This window comes from Actinomadura craniellae (genome assembly GCF_003289645.1).
Classification (GTDB): domain Bacteria; phylum Actinomycetota; class Actinomycetes; order Streptosporangiales; family Streptosporangiaceae; genus Actinomadura_D; species Actinomadura_D craniellae.
Genome location: NZ_QLYX01000006.1, coordinates 195,885 through 212,259 on the forward strand (window position 1 = coordinate 195,885; position 16,375 = coordinate 212,259).

The 16,375-nt window shown below is 72.8% G+C and carries 12 protein-coding genes; 5 read left to right on the forward strand and 7 right to left on the reverse strand.

Annotation, left to right across the window (positions count from 1 at the left end):
- Positions 1-5: 5 nt before the first annotated feature.
- Positions 6-1,115: a glycoside hydrolase family 26 protein gene (locus DPM19_RS15265; RefSeq protein ID WP_111867944.1), complete on the forward strand. Its 1,110-nt coding sequence runs from the start codon at positions 6-8 to the stop codon at positions 1,113-1,115.
- 77 nt (positions 1,116-1,192) lie between these two features.
- On the opposite strand, the gene DPM19_RS35725 is transcribed toward DPM19_RS15265, so the two are convergent.
- The 4 genes from DPM19_RS35725 to DPM19_RS15285 all read right to left on the reverse strand — a co-directional run bounded on the left by DPM19_RS35725 (position 1,193) and on the right by DPM19_RS15285 (position 5,537).
- A complete protein-coding gene (locus tag DPM19_RS35725; protein WP_111867947.1) occupies positions 1,193-2,080 on the reverse strand; it encodes an LPXTG cell wall anchor domain-containing protein in 888 nt (295 codons plus the stop codon).
- Positions 2,081-2,199: 119 nt separating this feature from the next.
- Positions 2,200-3,174, reverse strand: coding sequence for a sulfite exporter TauE/SafE family protein (locus DPM19_RS15275; RefSeq protein WP_111867949.1), 975 nt, complete (start codon positions 3,172-3,174; stop codon positions 2,200-2,202).
- A gap of 89 nt (positions 3,175-3,263) precedes the next feature.
- The gene (gene cysC / locus DPM19_RS15280) at positions 3,264-4,724 is read right to left on the reverse strand and encodes an adenylyl-sulfate kinase (protein ID WP_111867952.1); all 1,461 of its coding nucleotides are present in this window, start codon (positions 4,722-4,724) and stop codon (positions 3,264-3,266) included.
- A 105-nt stretch (positions 4,725-4,829) separates the two neighbouring features.
- Positions 4,830-5,537 (reverse strand): class I SAM-dependent methyltransferase, encoded by a 708-nt coding sequence (locus DPM19_RS15285; protein WP_111867954.1) that lies wholly within the window; start codon positions 5,535-5,537, stop codon positions 4,830-4,832.
- Between the two features lie 212 nt (positions 5,538-5,749).
- Between DPM19_RS15285 and mfd the strand changes: the two genes are divergently transcribed.
- The 4 genes from mfd (at position 5,750) to DPM19_RS15305 (ending at position 13,399) form a co-directional block, all read left to right on the forward strand.
- Complete coding sequence (mfd, locus tag DPM19_RS15290; protein ID WP_111868417.1) at positions 5,750-9,274, forward strand: transcription-repair coupling factor; 3,525 nt, start codon at positions 5,750-5,752, stop codon at positions 9,272-9,274.
- Positions 9,275-9,284: 10 nt separating this feature from the next.
- Complete coding sequence (locus DPM19_RS15295; RefSeq protein ID WP_111867957.1) at positions 9,285-9,980, forward strand: hypothetical protein; 696 nt, start codon at positions 9,285-9,287, stop codon at positions 9,978-9,980.
- A 4-nt stretch (positions 9,981-9,984) separates the two neighbouring features.
- Entirely contained in the window at positions 9,985-10,974 is a 990-nt protein-coding gene (locus DPM19_RS15300) for a MazG family protein (protein WP_111867959.1), read from the forward strand.
- Positions 10,975-11,050: 76 nt separating this feature from the next.
- Positions 11,051-13,399: a transglycosylase domain-containing protein gene (locus DPM19_RS15305; protein ID WP_158566797.1), complete on the forward strand. Its 2,349-nt coding sequence runs from the start codon at positions 11,051-11,053 to the stop codon at positions 13,397-13,399.
- Between the two features lie 85 nt (positions 13,400-13,484).
- Here DPM19_RS15305 and DPM19_RS15310 read toward each other — a convergent pair whose 3' ends face one another.
- The 3 genes from DPM19_RS15310 to DPM19_RS15320 form a co-directional block, all read right to left on the reverse strand.
- Positions 13,485-14,357, reverse strand: a complete 873-nt coding sequence (locus tag DPM19_RS15310; RefSeq protein ID WP_111868423.1) for an ABC transporter permease — start codon at positions 14,355-14,357, stop codon at positions 13,485-13,487.
- 73 nt (positions 14,358-14,430) lie between these two features.
- Positions 14,431-15,237 (reverse strand): ABC transporter ATP-binding protein, encoded by an 807-nt coding sequence (locus DPM19_RS15315; RefSeq protein WP_111867962.1) that lies wholly within the window; start codon positions 15,235-15,237, stop codon positions 14,431-14,433.
- A complete protein-coding gene (locus tag DPM19_RS15320) occupies positions 15,234-16,292 on the reverse strand; it encodes an ABC transporter substrate-binding protein (RefSeq protein WP_111867964.1) in 1,059 nt (352 codons plus the stop codon). The genes DPM19_RS15315 and DPM19_RS15320 overlap by 4 nt, the downstream gene beginning before the upstream one ends.
- Between the last annotated feature and the right edge of the window lie 83 nt (positions 16,293-16,375).

A 16,375-nucleotide genomic window follows, 5' to 3' on the forward strand; every position in this document is an offset into this window, starting at 1 on the left:
TGGGAATGGGCACCTCCATCGCCGTCGGCGCGGCAGGGGCGGTGTTCGCCAATGTCCAGGCCCCCGACGGCCGGGGCGGCCGGCCGATCGCGGCGAGCAGCCCGGTGCCGCCCTTCGAGAGCCCCTTCGAGCTGCCGCCGGCCACCCCCTCCCCGACCCCCAAGGCCACCCCGACGCGCGGCAAGAAGAAGCCGAAGTGCACGGTGTCGGCCATCCTGGAGCCGACCTGCGGTGCGTGGTGGGGCGTGGCGCCGGTGGGCACGCCGAACCTGCCCCACGACCGGTCGCTCCGGCTCTGGGAGGAGAAGGCCGGCCGGACGGCGGGCATCTTCCACGCCTACCACCGGGGCGAACAGATCTTCCCGACCTCGATGGAAATGAAGATCGCTCGGCAGCCCGGCAAGGAGCGGCTGCTGCTGCTCAACTGGAAGCCGCTGAAGGGCACCTGGGCCCAGGTCGCCCGCGGGTCGGCCGACGCCCACATCGACAAGCTGTCGCGGCACATCAAGCGCAACTTCCCGGAGCGGTTCTTCCTCACCATCCACCACGAGCCCGAGGACGAGGTCAACCTCAACGCCGGCTCCGGCTACACCCCCGACGACTACCGCGCGATGTTCCGCCATGTGATCAAGCGCTTCCGGGCCAACGGCGTCGGCAACATCGTGTCCGTCGTGACCTTCATGGGCTGGCCGGGGGAGGGCTCCAAGCCCTGGTTCGCCCGCCTCTACCCCGGCGACGACGTCGTCGACTGGATCGCCTACGACCCCTACGCGCAGAAGTCCGGCGACGACAACTTCGCGCAGATGGTGAACCGGACGGCGGGCTGGGCCCCCAGGTGGCCGGGCTTCTACCGGTGGGCCGAGCGGCGGAACAAGCCGCTGATGCTGTCGGAGTGGGGGGTGGGCGACCGCATCGGGCCCGCTGGGCGCAAGCAGCGGATCTTCAAGCAGATCCTGCCGGTGCTGAAGCAGCACCCCCGGATCAAGGCCCTGGTCTACTTCGACACCCCGGTGGCGCCCCACTTCGGCGACACCAGCATCGGCAGCAGCCCGGCGGCGCTCGCCGCCTTCCGGGCGGCGGGCCGCGATCCCTACCTCAACCCCAAGGTGCCCTGAGGCGCCTCCAGCAGGCCGATACGCGACGCGGCCCGCCCCCAAGTTTCCGGGGGCGGGCCGCGTCGCGCACGAACCGTTCAGCGAGGGGCGGCGGGGCCGCCACCCTGCCGCGGACCCGGAACCGGGCCGGGGGCGCCACCCGGGCCAGGGGCACCCGGACCGGGCATGCCGGGCCCGGCGGCGCCAGGACCCGGAGCACCGCCCGGCTGGGGAGCACCGACGCCGACGGGCTCTCCCGGCCCGGCGGGCGCGGCGGCGGCCCTCTTCGCCGCGGCGGCCTTCTTCTTGCGGCGCAGCAGGAGGAACGCCGCACCGCCCAGCACGACGACCGCGGCGACGAGCCCGCCGACCAGCGGCAGCATCGAGGAGTCCGCGGACTCCTGCCGGGCCTGGGGCTGGGTGGGGGCCGGCGGGGGAGCCGTGGCGATCTCGCCGATGGGCTTCTCCACGCCGATGTCGGGGCCGGGACCGGGCTGCCCGGACGGGGAGTTGCCGGCCAGCCGGGTGAAGTGGAGCAGGTAGGCGTTCATGTTGCCGCGCGCCGCCCGCTGGGCCTGTGCCGCCACCCGCTCGGTGGTGGCCGGGGACAGCGCCCAGGAGTAGGCGCGCACCTGCTTGCCGACCACCAGCACGTAGGTGCTCTTGCGGCCGCTGGCCTTGTAGACGTCGACCAGCAGCCGGTTCATCGCCTGCGCCCGCGGGGGCACGGCCCCGGCGGGCAGCACCATGACGGAGACGGGCAACTGCGCCCGCTCGATCGTGTTGCGGACCAGGTCGAGCTGGGCGTCGGTCTGGAGGTAGGCGGCCTTGGGGTGGACGTAGATGCGGCCCTGCTCGTCCAGCGCGGCGGCCACCTCGCGGGGGTTGATGGTCTCGGCGCGGGCCGGTCCGGCCAGGGCGACGATCGCTACGAGGGCCGCCGCCAGTACGGCGGACGCTCGTGCGCGGAGGGGGCTGGCTCGCACCGGAGCTCTCCTCGGGTGTGGCTGAGGTGGGACAGGCAGTCACTGTAGTGCGCATCCCCGTCCGATGGGCCTGACTTGCCGGACTCGGTCGGAGCCGGCCCGGAGCCGGCCCGGGGGTGTCAGCCGGTCGTGCTCCGGTCCCGCGCGGCCGGGTCGACCTCGCGGCGCAGCGGCAGGGCGGTCAGGCCGTGCCGGCGGCGGACGGCCATCCACACGACGATCGAGGCCGCGACCGCGCCGATGATCGTCCAGGCCATCGCGATCGGGCCCAGCCCGAACATCTTCAGCGCCGAGGCCAGCAGCACCACGGCCAGCAGCCGCCGGATCAGCCCGCCCGGGGCCCGGGAGGAGATCCGCGAGCCGAGGTAGACCCCGGGGATCGACCCCACCAGCAGCGCGACCGTCACGTCCAGTTGGAAGTCCCCGAACAGCAGGTGGCCGATCGCCGCGGAGATCACCAGCGGTACGGCCTGGAGCAGGTCGGTGCCGACGAGTTGGTTGGCCTTGAGCGCGGGGTAGAGCGCGAGCAGCGCCACGATGATCAGTGAGCCGGAGCCGACCGAGGTGATGCCGACCACCAGGCCGCCGATCGCGCCGACCAGCACGGTGGGCAGGGGCCGCACCTTGATCTCGGGCGGTTCCTCGGCGGCGGGGGCGCCGGGCGGGGCGGTGCGCCGGTCGGCGGGGGCCAGCCGCGCGGCCCGGTCGACCATCGCCTGGTAGAGCCGCACGGTGAGCCCGGCCGCCGCGATCAGCAGCGCCACGCCCATCGCGATCTCGATGACGTGCTGGACGCCGTCCCCCTGCCCGAGCGCCCGGGCGACGAGGACGCCGCTGAACGCCGCCGGCACCGAGCCGACGCACAGCCAGCCGACCAGCTGCATGTTGATGGTGCCCTGGCGGTAGTGCACCGCGCTGCCGACCGGCTTCATCACCGCGGCGGCGACCAGGTCGCTGGACACCGCGGCCAGCGGCTGCACGCCGAAGAAGGTGACGAGCATCGGCGTCATCAGCGCCCCGCCGCCCATGCCGGTCAGCCCGACGACGATCGCGACCAGGAAGGAGCCGAGCGCCATCGCGTAGTCGAAGTCCATCCGCCCTACCTGATCCCTAGGAAAAGTCGGTTAACAGGGTAGTGCGGACGAATGGTCGGAAAGTACGCCACCCCGGTAGGAAAACCTTGCTACTCGGTCCTGACCCAGCCGCCCTCGACCAGCAGGTCCAGCACCCGGCCGACGGCCTCCTCGGGCGCCAGCAGCGAGGTGTCGATCACCAGATCGGCGTCGTCGGGCTCCTCGTAGGGGTCGGAGATCCCGGTGAACTCGGGGATCAGCCCGGCGCGGGCCTTGGCGTACAGCCCCTTGCGGTCGCGCCGCTCGCACTCGGCCAGCGGGGTGGCCACATGGACCAGGACGAAGTCGCCGACCGCCGACACCATCCGCCGCACCTCGGCCCGGGTCGCGGCGTACGGGGCGATCGGCGCGCAGATCGCCACCCCGCCGTGCCGGGTCACCTCGGCCGCCACGAAGCCGATCCGCCGGATGTTGAGGTCGCGGTCGGCCCGGGAGAACGTCAGCCCGGCCGACAGCAGCCGCCGCACCACGTCGCCGTCGAGCAGGCTGATCGTCCGGCCGCCGCGCTCGACCAGCGCGTCGGACAGGCCGCGCGCGACCGTGGACTTGCCCGACCCCGACAGGCCGGTGAAGAAGACGGTGAGCCCGCGTTCGAGCTTGGGCGGCCGGGCGACGGCCAGCTCCGCGGCCACCGCGGGCGGGGTGAACCACTCGGGGACGGGCTCGCCGCGATCGAGCAGCTCGTCCAGTTGCCCGGGGGTCAGCTCGGCCTTGACGTGGTCGGGTTCGATCCGGGCGACCGGACGCCAGACCTCCACGTCCGCGTCGTAGGCCCAGGGCTCGGGCACCACGACGGGGATGGCGGTGCCCTCGGCCTCGGTCTCTGCCAGCAGGTGCGTCGCCCCGTACGCGGCCGCCACGTGCGACCGCACCGCCAGGTCGCGCGGGTGGGGCGGCAGCGGCACCGGCACGATCCGGGTGCCCTCGGGCAGTTCCCGGCGCACCGCCAGCAGCGCCCGCACCAGCGCCTCGTCGTGGGCGCCGCCGAGCAGCGGCAGCACGAGCACCCCGGCGTTCATCTGCTCGGCGACCTGGCGGAGCTGGCCGAGCTGTTTGCGGTGCAGCGGCTCGCGGGTGGCCACGGCCAGCACCGGGCCGGCCACCGGTTCGAGCTCGTCCGGCCGGCGGCGCAGCCGGTGGAACGGTCCGTGCGCCGGGGCGCGCAGCGCCTCCAGCGGGCCGGCCAGCCGCCACCCTCCGGTGGTGGGGTCCTGCCAGGCCTCGGTCACCCGCAGCACGGCGAGCGGCACGCCCTCGGGGTCCTGGAGGACGACCTCCTTGTGGGAGGTCATCTCCGCGGGCACGGCCAGGGTGACCGGTACCGGCCAGGGGGTGCCGTCGGCCAGCCGTCCTCCGGCGATCACCATCGCGGTGTCGAACGAGCCGAGGAAGCCGGTGAGCGGCCGGTAGACCCCGGCGAGCAGCAGTTCGAGGTCGGCGAGCTCGACCGCACCCGGGGTCCAGGTGGGCAGGTCGCGCAGCGTGTCAGGGAGGCCGGCTTCGGCGGTCAACTGGTTCTTCTCTCCGATCCCGCCCGGGGTGGCCGGGACGGTGCAGGGCAGACGGGCTCAGGCACAAAATAATGCGCCCACACCGGCCCTGCATCACCGGGAGAGTCAGATCACCCGCGCGAAACGGTTCTCTGGCTTGCGGATGACCATGGCCATCTCGGTGTGGTCGCCGGACAGCCGTCCCCGCGAGGCCGCCGTGACGGCGCGGCACAGCCGGTCGACCGGGCCGCGCCAGCGGCCGAGCCGGTCGAAGGCGGCCCGCCCGGCGTACTCCTCCGCGACCATCAGCCCGCGCATCATGCAGTACCACTGCATGCCCTGGTGGGACGCCACCGTCTCGTAGATGGAGGCCGGCCCGTCGCGGCCCTCCAGCCGGCCGAGCCCGCCGGGCAGCAGCCGGTCGAGCGCGCCGTAGGCGGTGGCCCGGTCACGGAACCGCACCAGCAGCAGCCCGCCCGGCTTCAGCGCGGCGACGAACCGGTCGAGCACCAGTTCGGCCTGGGTGATGCGCTCGATCAGGTAGGACGCGTGCACCACGTCGTAGGCCCGTGGCGGCATCGGCACCGTGCGCAGGTCGCCCAGGTGCCAGGAGTCGAGGTCGGCGCGCCCCTCGGTATGCGCGCGCAGCCCGGGGAGGTCGATGTCGACCCCCGTGACGCTCCGTCGGACGTCGCGGAGGTCCAGGCCGAAACCCTGGCCGCAACCGGCCTCCAGCACCTGGACGCGCTGCAGCGGCCTGTCGTATGCGTATTGGCGGACACGTTCGGAGAACAGATCGCCGTCGTTGACCGGCGGCGTGCGCAGATCGGTCACGCTTTCGGAGCGTAGTCGCCTGACTTCGCACTGTCCGCCAAATGGCCCTCTCCGGGGCGCCGTGTCGCCGGGCCGCCGGTGCCGGCCGGGGTCGAGCGCGTAGGCTAGGGACCCCGGGGTCGGTGCGGATTCCGGGGCTTCGGGCTGCCCCGCACCCAAGGGGCGGCGCCCGCCGGAACCTCTGCGGCGGGCGGGCACAGGCAACGGTGATCATGACTCTTTCCGGACTTCTCGATGTCGCCCGCGCGGATTCCGCGCTGGGGCGTGCCCTGGCCGGCGCCCGGGTCGACCACGACCTGGTCGCCCCGCCCGCGCTGTGGCCGATCGTGGCGGCCTCGCTGGCCGGGCAGGCCGGCGCCGGCGCGATCCTGGCGGTGACCGCGACCGCGCGGGAGGCCGAGGACCTCGCCGCCGCGCTGACCAGCCTGCTCGACCCCGACCGGGTGGCGCACTTCCCCGCCTGGGAGACGCTGCCGCACGAGCGGCTCTCCCCCCGCTCGGACACCGTCGGTCGGCGGCTGGCCGTGCTGCGCCGGCTCGCCCACCCCGACACCGGGGCCGCCGGCCCGGTCGGCGTGGTGGTCACCCCGGTGCGCGCGGTGCTCCAGCCGATCGTGTCCGGCCTGGCCGACCTGGAGCCGGTGCGGCTGCGCACCGGCGACGAGGCCGAACTCGACGACGTGGTGCGGGCCCTGGTGGACGCCGGTTACCGCCGGGTCGACCTGGTGGAGAAGCGGGGCGAGGCGGCCGTCCGCGGCGGCATCCTCGACGTCTTCCCGCCCACCGAGGAGCACCCGCTGCGGGTGGAGTTCTGGGGCGACACGGTCGAGGAGATCCGCTACTTCAAGGCGGCCGACCAGCGGTCGCTGGAGGTCGCCCAGGAGGGCCTGTGGGCGCCGCCCTGCCGGGAGCTGCCGCTCACCGAGGGCGTGCGGGCCCGGGCCCGGGAACTGGCCGCCGAGCACCCCGCGCTGGAGGACGTGCTGACCCGGATCGCCGATGGCGACACCGTGGAGGGCATGGAGGCGTTCTCGCCGGTGCTGGCCGACCGGATGGAACTGCTGGTCGACCTGCTCCCGCCCGGCTCCGGCCTGCTGGTCTGCGAGCCCGAGCGCATCCGCACCCGGGCCGCCGAGCTGGTCCGCACCAGCCAGGAGTTCCTGGCGGCGTCCTGGGTCAACGCCGCGGCCGGGGGAGCGGCGCCGATCGACCTCGGCGCGGCCGCCTTCCGCACCCTGGAGGAGGTCCGCGAGCACGCCGCCGCCCTCGACCTGCCCCGGTGGACGATCACCGGCCTGCGGAGCGCCGCGGCCGAACTGGACGAGGAGGCGGCCTCCCCGCGGGGCGGCGCCGTCGCGGCCGTCGACCTGGGGGCGCGGGCCGCGGAACCGTACCGCGGCGACACCGCCCGGGTGATGGGCGACGTGAAACGCTGGGTGGACGAGCGGTGGCGGGTGGTGCTGGTCACCGAGGGCCGCGGCCCGGCCGAGCGGCTGGCCGAGGTGGTGCGGGGCGAGGGGCTGGGCGTCCGGCTCACCGACCTGCCCGAACCGCCCGAGCCCGCGCTGGTGCACGTCGCGACCGGGCGGCTGGAGCACGGCTTCGTGTGGCCCGGCCCGAACCTGGTGGTGCTCACCGAGACCGACCTGTCCGGGCAGAAGTCCTCCACCAAGGACGTCCGCCGGATGCCGTCCCGCCGCCGTGGCGGCATCGACCCGCTCCAGCTCACCACCGGCGACTACGTGGTGCACGAGCAGCACGGGGTGGGCCGGTACGTCGAGATGGTCAGCCGGACGGTCCAGGGCGCCACCCGCGAGTACCTGGTGCTGGAGTACGCCCGGGGCGACCGGCTGTTCGTGCCGACCGACCAGCTCGAAGAGATCACCCGCTATGTCGGCGGCGAGGCGCCCAGCCTGCACCGGCTGGGCGGCGCCGAGTGGCAGAAGTCCAAGGCGAAGGCGCGCAAGGCGGTCAAGCAGATCGCCGGCGAGCTGATCAGGCTGTACTCGGCGCGGATGGCGTCGCCCGGCCACCCGTTCGGGCCCGACACCCCCTGGCAGCGGGAACTGGAGGACGCGTTCCCCTACGCCGAGACCCCCGACCAACTCGCCGCCATCGACGAGGTCAAGGCCGACATGCGCAAGCCGGTCCCGATGGACCGGCTGATCTGCGGGGACGTGGGCTACGGCAAGACCGAGATCGCGGTGCGGGCCGCGTTCAAGGCCGTCCAGGACGGCAAGCAGGTCGCGCTGCTGGTGCCGACCACGCTGCTGGTGCAGCAGCACCTGTCCACGTTCACCGAGCGGTTCGGCGCGTTCCCGATCGTGGTCCGGCCGGTCAGCCGGTTCCAGACCGACAAGGAGATCGAGGCCAGCCTGGACGGCGCGGCCACCGGCGCGGTCGACGTCCTGATCGGCACCCACCGGCTGCTGTCCAACCAGACCCGCTTCAAGGACCTGGGCCTGGTGATCATCGACGAGGAGCAGCGGTTCGGCGTCGAGCACAAGGAGGAGCTGAAGCGGCTGCGCACCCAGGTCGACGTGCTCGCCATGTCGGCCACCCCGATCCCGCGCACCCTGGAGATGGGCCTGACCGGCATCCGCGAGATGTCGACGATCCTCACCCCGCCGGAGGAGCGGCACCCGATCCTCACCTTCGTCGGCCCCTACGACGAGAAGCAGATCGCCGCGGCGATCCGCCGGGAACTGCTGCGCGAGGGCCAGGTCTTCTTCGTGCACAACCGGGTGCGCTCGATCGACCGGGTCGCCGCCACCCTCAAGCAGCTCGTCCCGGAGGCCCGGGTCGCCACCGCGCACGGCCAGATGAACGAGCAGCAGCTCGAACGGGTGATGGTCGACTTCTGGGAGAAGAACTACGACGTGCTCGTGGCGACCACGATCGTGGAGTCCGGCCTCGACATCCCCAACGCCAACACCCTGATCGTGGACCGCGCCGACACCTACGGCCTGTCCCAGCTGCACCAGCTGCGCGGCCGGGTGGGCCGGGGCCGGGAGCGGGGGTACGCCTACTTCCTCTACCCGCCCGAGGTGCCGCTCACCGAGACGGCGCACGAGCGGCTGTCCACCATCGCCCAGCACACCGAGATCGGCGCGGGCATGTTCGTGGCGATGAAGGACCTGGAGATCCGGGGGGCGGGCAACATCCTGGGCGCCGAGCAGTCCGGGCACGTGGCGGGCGTCGGGTTCGACCTGTACGTGCGGATGATCGGCGAGGCGGTCCGCGAGCTCAAGGACGAGGGGCCGCCGGAGACCCCCGAGGTCAAGGTCGAGCTTCCGGTCGACGCGCACCTGCCGCACGAGTACGTCCCGGGCGAGCGGCTCCGGCTGGACGCCTACCGGCGGATCGCGGGGATCACCGCCGAGGACGAGATCACCGGCGTGCACGAGGAGCTGAAGGACCGGTTCGGCCCGCTGCCGGTGCCCGTGCTGAACCTGCTGGAGGTGGCGCGGTTCCGGGCGCGGGCCCGCCGGGCGGGGCTCACCGAGATCACCGTCCAGGGCAACCACGTCAAGTTCGCCCCGGTCGAGCTGCCCGAGTCCAGGCAGGTGCGGTTGCAGCGGCTCTACCCCAAGAGCCTGCTCAAGCCGGCCACGAGAACGCTGCTGGTACCGGTGCCCAAGACCGCACCGCTGGGCGGCCGGCCGCTGCGCGACCAGGACCTGCTGAGATGGTGCACCGATCTGGTCGAGGCGCTTTTCCTGGAAAACAGGCCCTAAGGTGGCAGCCGTGATCCGTACAACTCTCAAGGTCGCGGCGGGTGCGCTCGCCGCGCTCGTGACGCTGGCCGGCTGCGGCGGTTCGCCCATCAAGGTGGGGGCGGCGGCCACCGTCGGCGACGAACGCATCACCACGAGCTCGCTCGGCCAGGTGGTCGACGACTGGCAGCGGGAGTTCCGGGCCGACCCGGCCGCCGGCCAGATGCGCGCCCGGTTCGAGGCGAGCGGCCAGCAGATCGTGGTCGACTCCCGCTCGCCCGCCCGTACGGCGCTGGCCCAGCTGCTGGACTTCCGGGTCGCCGACCGGGTCGCCGCCCGGTACGGTGCGCAGCCGGCCCCCGCCGAGGTCGAGCTGGTGAGCCGGCAGCTGGGCGGGCCGCGGACGCTGACCTCGCTGACCCTGGCGATCGGCCTGCCCGCGCGTTACCAGGACGACCTGCTGCACAGCCTCGCCGTCCAGAACACGCTGCTGACGCGGCTGGGCGCGGTGCCCGTCCCGCGCACCCCGGCGGACGAGACGCAGACACGGCAGGCCGCGCGCCGGGCGAACGAGATCTACCGGCAGGCCCGCACGGGGCTCGACATCCAGATCAACCCCCGGTACGGCCAGTGGCGGTCGGACGAGGGGCTCTCCCCGGTGACGACCGCGCTGTCCAGGCCCGGGGTGGTCCCCGTCACGGGCCCGGTCGTGCCGGACCTCGGCTGAGCCGATGGCACTGATCGTCCTCGCCACCACCCACCGGGTCGCTCCGGGGCTGCTGAGCTGGCGTGCCTGGTCGGCGCTGCGATCGGCCGGGCGGGTGCTGACCGGCACGGCCGACCACCCGCAGCTGCCCTATCTCCGCGAGGCGGGCGTCGCGGTGGAGGTGACCGCCCCCGATCCGCGGGCGCTGCTGGCGGCCGGTGCCGAGGGGGGCGCGGTCTGGCTGGCCGATCCGGCCGGTGACGAGGAGCTGATGCGCGCGATCGGCACCCTCGTGGTGTCCGGCGGCGATGTGGCCGCCGAGGTGGAGGTGCTGCACGGGTCCTACGACCTGCCCGGCGCCCGGCTGCTGGACCTGGTCCAGGTGATGGACACGCTGCGCCGCGAGTGCCCCTGGGACCGCAAGCAGACGCACGCCTCGCTGGTGCCCTACCTGCTGGAGGAGGCCTACGAGGTCGCCGACACCATCACCGGGGGTGAAGGGGAGCCCGACCACGCCGCGCTGCGCGAGGAACTGGGCGACGTGCTGATGCAGGTCGCCTTCCACGCCCGGGTCGCCGAGGAACGCGACGACGAGACGCGGTTCACCATCGACGACGTGGCCGCCGGCATCGTCGACAAGCTGGTGCGCCGGCACCCGCACGTCTTCGCCGGGGTGCGGGTCGCCGACGCCGACGAGGTCAACGCCAACTGGGAGCAGATCAAGGCGGCGGAGCGGCAGGCCCGCGACGGCGCCGCCGCGTCGGTGTTCGACGGGGTCCCGGCGGCGCAGCCCGCGCTGTCGCTGGCCGCCCAGGTGCAGCGGCGCGCGGCCCGGATCGACGCCCCCGAGGAGCTGTACGCCGCCGGGGACGATCTGGGCGGGCGGCTGTTCGACGCGGTGCGGGCGGCCGCCGCGGAAGGTCTTGACCCGGAAGCGGCATTGCGCGCCGCCGCGCGGGCATTCCGGGAACGTGTCCAGAAGTGGGAACAGGCCAAAACACAGGGCCGAAAGTAGTAACGGTCCGCACGCATTCTCGCGGAAGCTCGTGGGACCCTTGGTCGCGCCGGGCGCGTCCCTCTACGCTGACGGCGTGTCGGCTGGGATCGCTGGAAAAGTCAGGGCGGCCCGGGTCGCGGGGCGACTCGGCGGCCTCTCCGTGCTGTCCGGGGTGTTGGTTGCGCTGATCCTGCTGCCCACCGCCTGTACGGCCGGGCTGGGGGCGCGCGACACCGCGGACTGGTTCCAGACCGAGCCGAGCGATCTGAAGACCCCGCCGCTGCCGCAGCGGTCCAAGATCCTGGCGGCCGACGGCTCCACCCTCGCCACGTTCTTCTACGAGAACCGGGTGGAGGTGCGCCTGGACCAGGTGGCGCCCGTCCTCCAGCGGGCGGTGCTGGCCATCGAGGACAGCAGGTTCTACGAGCACGGCGCGCTCGACACCCAGGGCACCCTGCGCGCGCTGATCAGCAACATGAACTCGGGCCAGGTCACCCAGGGCGGCTCCGGCATCACCCAGCAGTACGTCAAGAACCTGCTGCTGGAACAGGCCGAGACCGAGCAGGCACGGCGGGCGGCCGCGGCGGTCACCCCCGAGCGCAAGGTCCGCGAACTGCGGTACGCGGTGGCCCTGGAGAAGCGGTTCACCAAGCAGGAGATCCTCCAGCGCTACCTGAACATCGCCTACTTCGGTGACGGCGCGTACGGCATCGAGGCGGCGGCGCGGCACTACTTCTCCAAGCCCGCGGGCCGGCTGGTGCTGGGCGAGGCGGCGGTGCTGGCCGGCGTGATCAGCCAGCCGCACGCCTACAACCCGCGGCTGAACCCCGAGGACTCCCGCCGCCGCCGGGACGTGGTGCTGGGCCGGCTGGCCGAGCTGGGCTGGGTGGACCGCGGCACGGCCGAGGCCGCCGCCAAGGCGCCGCTGACGCTCAAGGTCACCAACACGCCCAACGGTTGCGTGGTGAGCAAGGCCCCCTTCTTCTGCGACTACGTGCGCCGGGAGATCCTGGAGAACCCGGTCTTCGGCCGGACGGCCGAGGAACGCAGGCGGCTGCTGGTCCGCGGCGGGCTGACCATCCGCACCACCCTCGACCCGAAGACCCAGCGGGCGGCGCAGCGCGCCGTCGACCGGCACGTGCCGCCCACGAACTCGGCCCGGAAGGCCGCGGCCGAGGCGCTGGTCGAGCCGGGCACCGGCGAGATCAAGGGCATGGTGGTCGACCGGAAGCTGGGCGACGACCGGCAGCGCGGCAAGACCTGGATCAACTTCGCCGCCGACGCCAGCCACGGCACCAGCATCGGCATGCAGGCCGGCTCCACGTTCAAGGTGTTCACCCTGGCCGCGGCGCTGGAGGAGGGCATGCCGTTCGGTACCCGGCTGCGGGCCGAGCGGTACTTCACGCCGACCGGTTACCGCGACTGCAAGGGGCGGCGGGTCGGCGACACCAAGCCGCTGCGCAATTCCGCCGACGGCGAGGGCGGCCGGTCCTTCACCCTGGTCACCGGCACCCAGCACTCGGTGAACACCTTCTTCCTGGCGTTGCAGCGCGAGGTCGGGCTGTGCGAGACGGTCAAGATGGCCGAGCGGCTCGGGCTGCGGCAGGCGAGCGGGAAACCGCTGCAGCAGTACGCGTCCTTCACGCTGGGCTTCAACACCGTCTCGCCGCTGCGGGTGGCGGCCGCGTACGCGGCGTTCGGTGCCCGCGGCCGGTACTGCCAGCCGGTCGCGATCACGGCGATCACGGACGCTTCCGGGCGCCGGCTGAAGGTCCCCTCGGCCCGCTGCCGCCAGGTGATGGACGAGGACGTCGCCGACGCCGTCAACCACGTGCTGCGCGGGGTGCTGACCAAGGGCACCGCCAAGGGCATGGGCATCGGCCGGCAGGCCGCCGGCAAGACCGGCACCGTCGACAACTTCTCCGCCGCCTGGTTCGCCGGCTACACCCCGGACCTGGCGGCGGCCGTCTGGGTGGGTGACCCGCGCGGCGGCTACGCCCACCCGATGCGGGGCGTGTGCATCGGCGGGCAGTGCTACGGGGCGGTGTACGGCGCGTCGATCCCCGCCCCCATCTGGCGCGACTCCATGCGGGGTGCGCTGTCCGGGCAGCCCGCCGGCGCCTTCGTGGCACCGCACCGCCGGTTCTTCAGCCAGGGCTCCGGCGAGGACAAGATCAAGGTTCCCGATGTGCGGGGGCAGCGGCTGGACCGGGCGGTCGCGCGGCTGCGCGCGGCGGGCTTCAAGGTGGAGGTCCGGGACCGGCGGGTGAACTCCGATGAGTACCCGGCGGGCACCGTCGCCGACATCGATCCCGACGAGGGTTTCGAGCTGGAGCCCGGGGAGACCGTCACCGTGACGGTCAGCAAGGGGAAGAAGCCCGAGGATCCGCCGGACGTGCTGGACCCGCTGCTCCCCTCGCCGTCCCCGGGGACCGACGACTGAGGCCGGAGAGTGCGGCCCATGAGGGCCGACCGGGAACCGCCACCCACCGTGCCACCGACCAGATGGCGGTTCCCGGGCGGGTCCCTCAGTCGCCGTCGAGCCCCCAGCGGGCCCGCAGCGACCGGTCGGCGAGGCCGAACAACTGGTCGATCAGGATGCCGATGATCAGGATGACGATCATGACCGAGATCATCAGCGAGGTGTCGCTGAGTTCCCGGGCGAAGTGCAGCCGGGTACCGATCGACTCGGTGTCGCCGATGATGACCAGCAGCTCACCGGCCATCAGGCTGCGCCAGGCGAATGCCCAGCCCTGCTTCAGCCCGGCCACGAAGGAGGGCAGCGAGGCCGGCAGGATCAGATGCCGGTACAGGCTCACCCCGCGCAGCCCCAGCACCTTGCCCGCGCGCAGCAGGATCGGCGGGGTGTAGTCCACCCCCGCGATCAGCCCGTTGGCGATCGACGGCGCCGCGCCCAGCACGACCACGAACAGGATCGCGCTCTCGCTGAGCTGGAACAGCAGGATGGCCAGCGGGAACCAGGCGATGGACGGCATGGTCTGCAGGCCGGTGATCAGCGAGCCGAAGGCCCGGCGCAGGACCCGGGAGCGGGAGACGGCCGCACCGATGAGCACGCCGATCGCGGTCGCCAGCGCGAAGCCGACCACCGCCCGCCGCATGGTCAGCCCGGCCGCGTCCCAGAACCGGCCGTCGGTGACCAGCTCGGCGAAGTCCGGCAGCACGTCGCGGGGCCCGGGCAGCACCCAGGGCTCCTTCCAGCCGCTGAGCACCACCAGTTCCCAGCCGGCCAGCGCGATGCCGACGGCGGCCAGCATCGGCCACAACGCCGACCAGATCCGCAGCGGGAGTGCCTGCTTCGATCCGGCCGCCAGCTCCAGCGCGTCCAGCCCGGCGATCTGCCGGTTCACGTCCGCCGGCCGCTTGCTCGTCTCGACCGCCATCTTCGGGTCCGTTCCCTCGTGCGTTTCGCGGTCGGCCGGGGCCGCCCGCTCCACCTGTTCGGTGGTCTGCGGCTCAGGAGCCATGGCGACCGACCTCGTCCCGGAGTCGGTCGGTGATCCGGGCGGCGAGCGACGCCACCTCGGGGGAGTCGATCCGGCGCGGGCGCGCCATCTCGACGGGGAACTCCTCGACGACCCGGCCCGGCCGGCTCGACAGCAGCACCACCCGGTCGCCCAGCCGGACGGCCTCGCGCACGTTGTGCGTCACGAACAGCACGGTCAGCCCGCGCTCCCGCCAGATCCGTTCGATCTCGTCGTGCAGCAGGTCGCGGGTCATGGCGTCGAGCGCGCCGAACGGCTCGTCCATGAGCAGCAGGGTCTTTCCGCGCTCGGCCTCGCCCTCCTCGACCGTGAGGGCCAGCGCGCGGGCCAGCGCGACACGTTGCCGCATCCCGCCCGACAGCTGGTGCGGGCGTTTCTTCTCGAACCCGGTCAGGTGCACCGAGGCCAGCAGCTCGGCGGCCCGTGCCCGGCGCTCGGCGCGGGGCACCCCGCGCATCCGCAGCGCCAGCTCCAGGTTGCCGGTGACGGTCAGCCAGGGGAACAGGGCCGGCTCCTGGAACATCAGGGCCACCCGGGCGCCGTGGGTGTCGATGGTGCCCGCGGTCACCTTGTCGAGGTCGGCCACCAGGTTGAGCAGGGTGCTCTTGCCGCAGCCGGACGCGCCGAGCAGGCAGACGAACTCGCCTGGGGCGACGTCGAGGGAGACGTTGTCGAGCGCGAGCAGCGCCGCGCTTCCGGAACCGAATGCTTTGGACACGCCGGCGAGCCGGACCGCGGTGGCGGTCCGGCTCGGGGCGGCCGTGGTGGCCTCCGTCATCGGGCGTTGACCTGTGCCTTTCCTGCTGCCTTGAGGATGTCGTTGAGGATCGTGAGGTCGTAGATCCCCTTCAGGTCGACCGGTTCGAGCAGCCCGATCTCCTGGGCGTGCTGCGCTCCCGCCGTCAGCGAGGAGGCGACGGGGTCGGTGGTGAAGGTGATCTCCTTGAAGGCCGCGTCGAGGATCTTCTCGTCGATCGGCTTGCCGGAGAGCTTGGCGAGCTGGTCGTTGACGGCCTTCTTCGCGGCCGCCTGGTCGTTGTTGATGAAGTCGGTGGCCTCGACCGTGCCTTGGACGAGCTTCTTGACCAGGCCGGGGTTCTTCTTCGCGAACTCGGTGCTCACGATCAGGTGCGTGATGACGAACTTGCCGCCGGGCCAGAGGTCCTTCTCGTTGATCAGGCGCTTGCCCTTGCCTTCCAGGATCAGGCGCGAGGCGAACGGCTCGGGGACCCAGGCGCCGTCGATCGCGCCCTGCTTGAAGGTGTCGATGGTCTGGGAGTTCTCCTGCGGGACGATCTTCACGTCGCCGCTGCCGTCCTTGTTGGCGGTCAGGCCCTTGGACTTGAGGTAGTAGCGGACGGCGACGTCCTGGGTGTTGCCGAGCTGCGGGGTGGCGATCTTCTTGCCCCTGAGGTCCTCGACGGACGTGATCTCGGGCTTGACGATCAGGGAGACGCCGCCGGAGGCCGCGCCAGAGATGATCTTGATGGCCTGGCCCTTGGACTTGGCCCAGGCGTTGATGGCGGGGTTGGGGCCGATGAAGGTCGCGTCGACCCCCTTGGCGAACAGCGCCTCGACCGCGGCCGGGCCGGCGTTGAACGAGGCGGTGGTGAGCTTGACGCCGGGGCCCAGGTTCTTGGCGAAGATGCCCTGCTGGACGCCGACCAACGCGGTGGCGTGCGTGATGTTGGGGAAGAAGCCGAGCTTCACTTCCTTGGCTTCGCCGCCACCGGATCCCCCCGAGGAGTCGTCGCCACATGCGGTGAGCGCTCCCGCGCCAGCCAGGATGACCAGTGCCGCAGTGGCCGCACGCCACTTGAACGTTCGTCGCATGAACAAGATCCCTACTAATCTGGTGGGTTAGGCATGCCAAGTAGACAATATTGGGTTGGGGGTGGGCAAGTCGGATGCCGGGA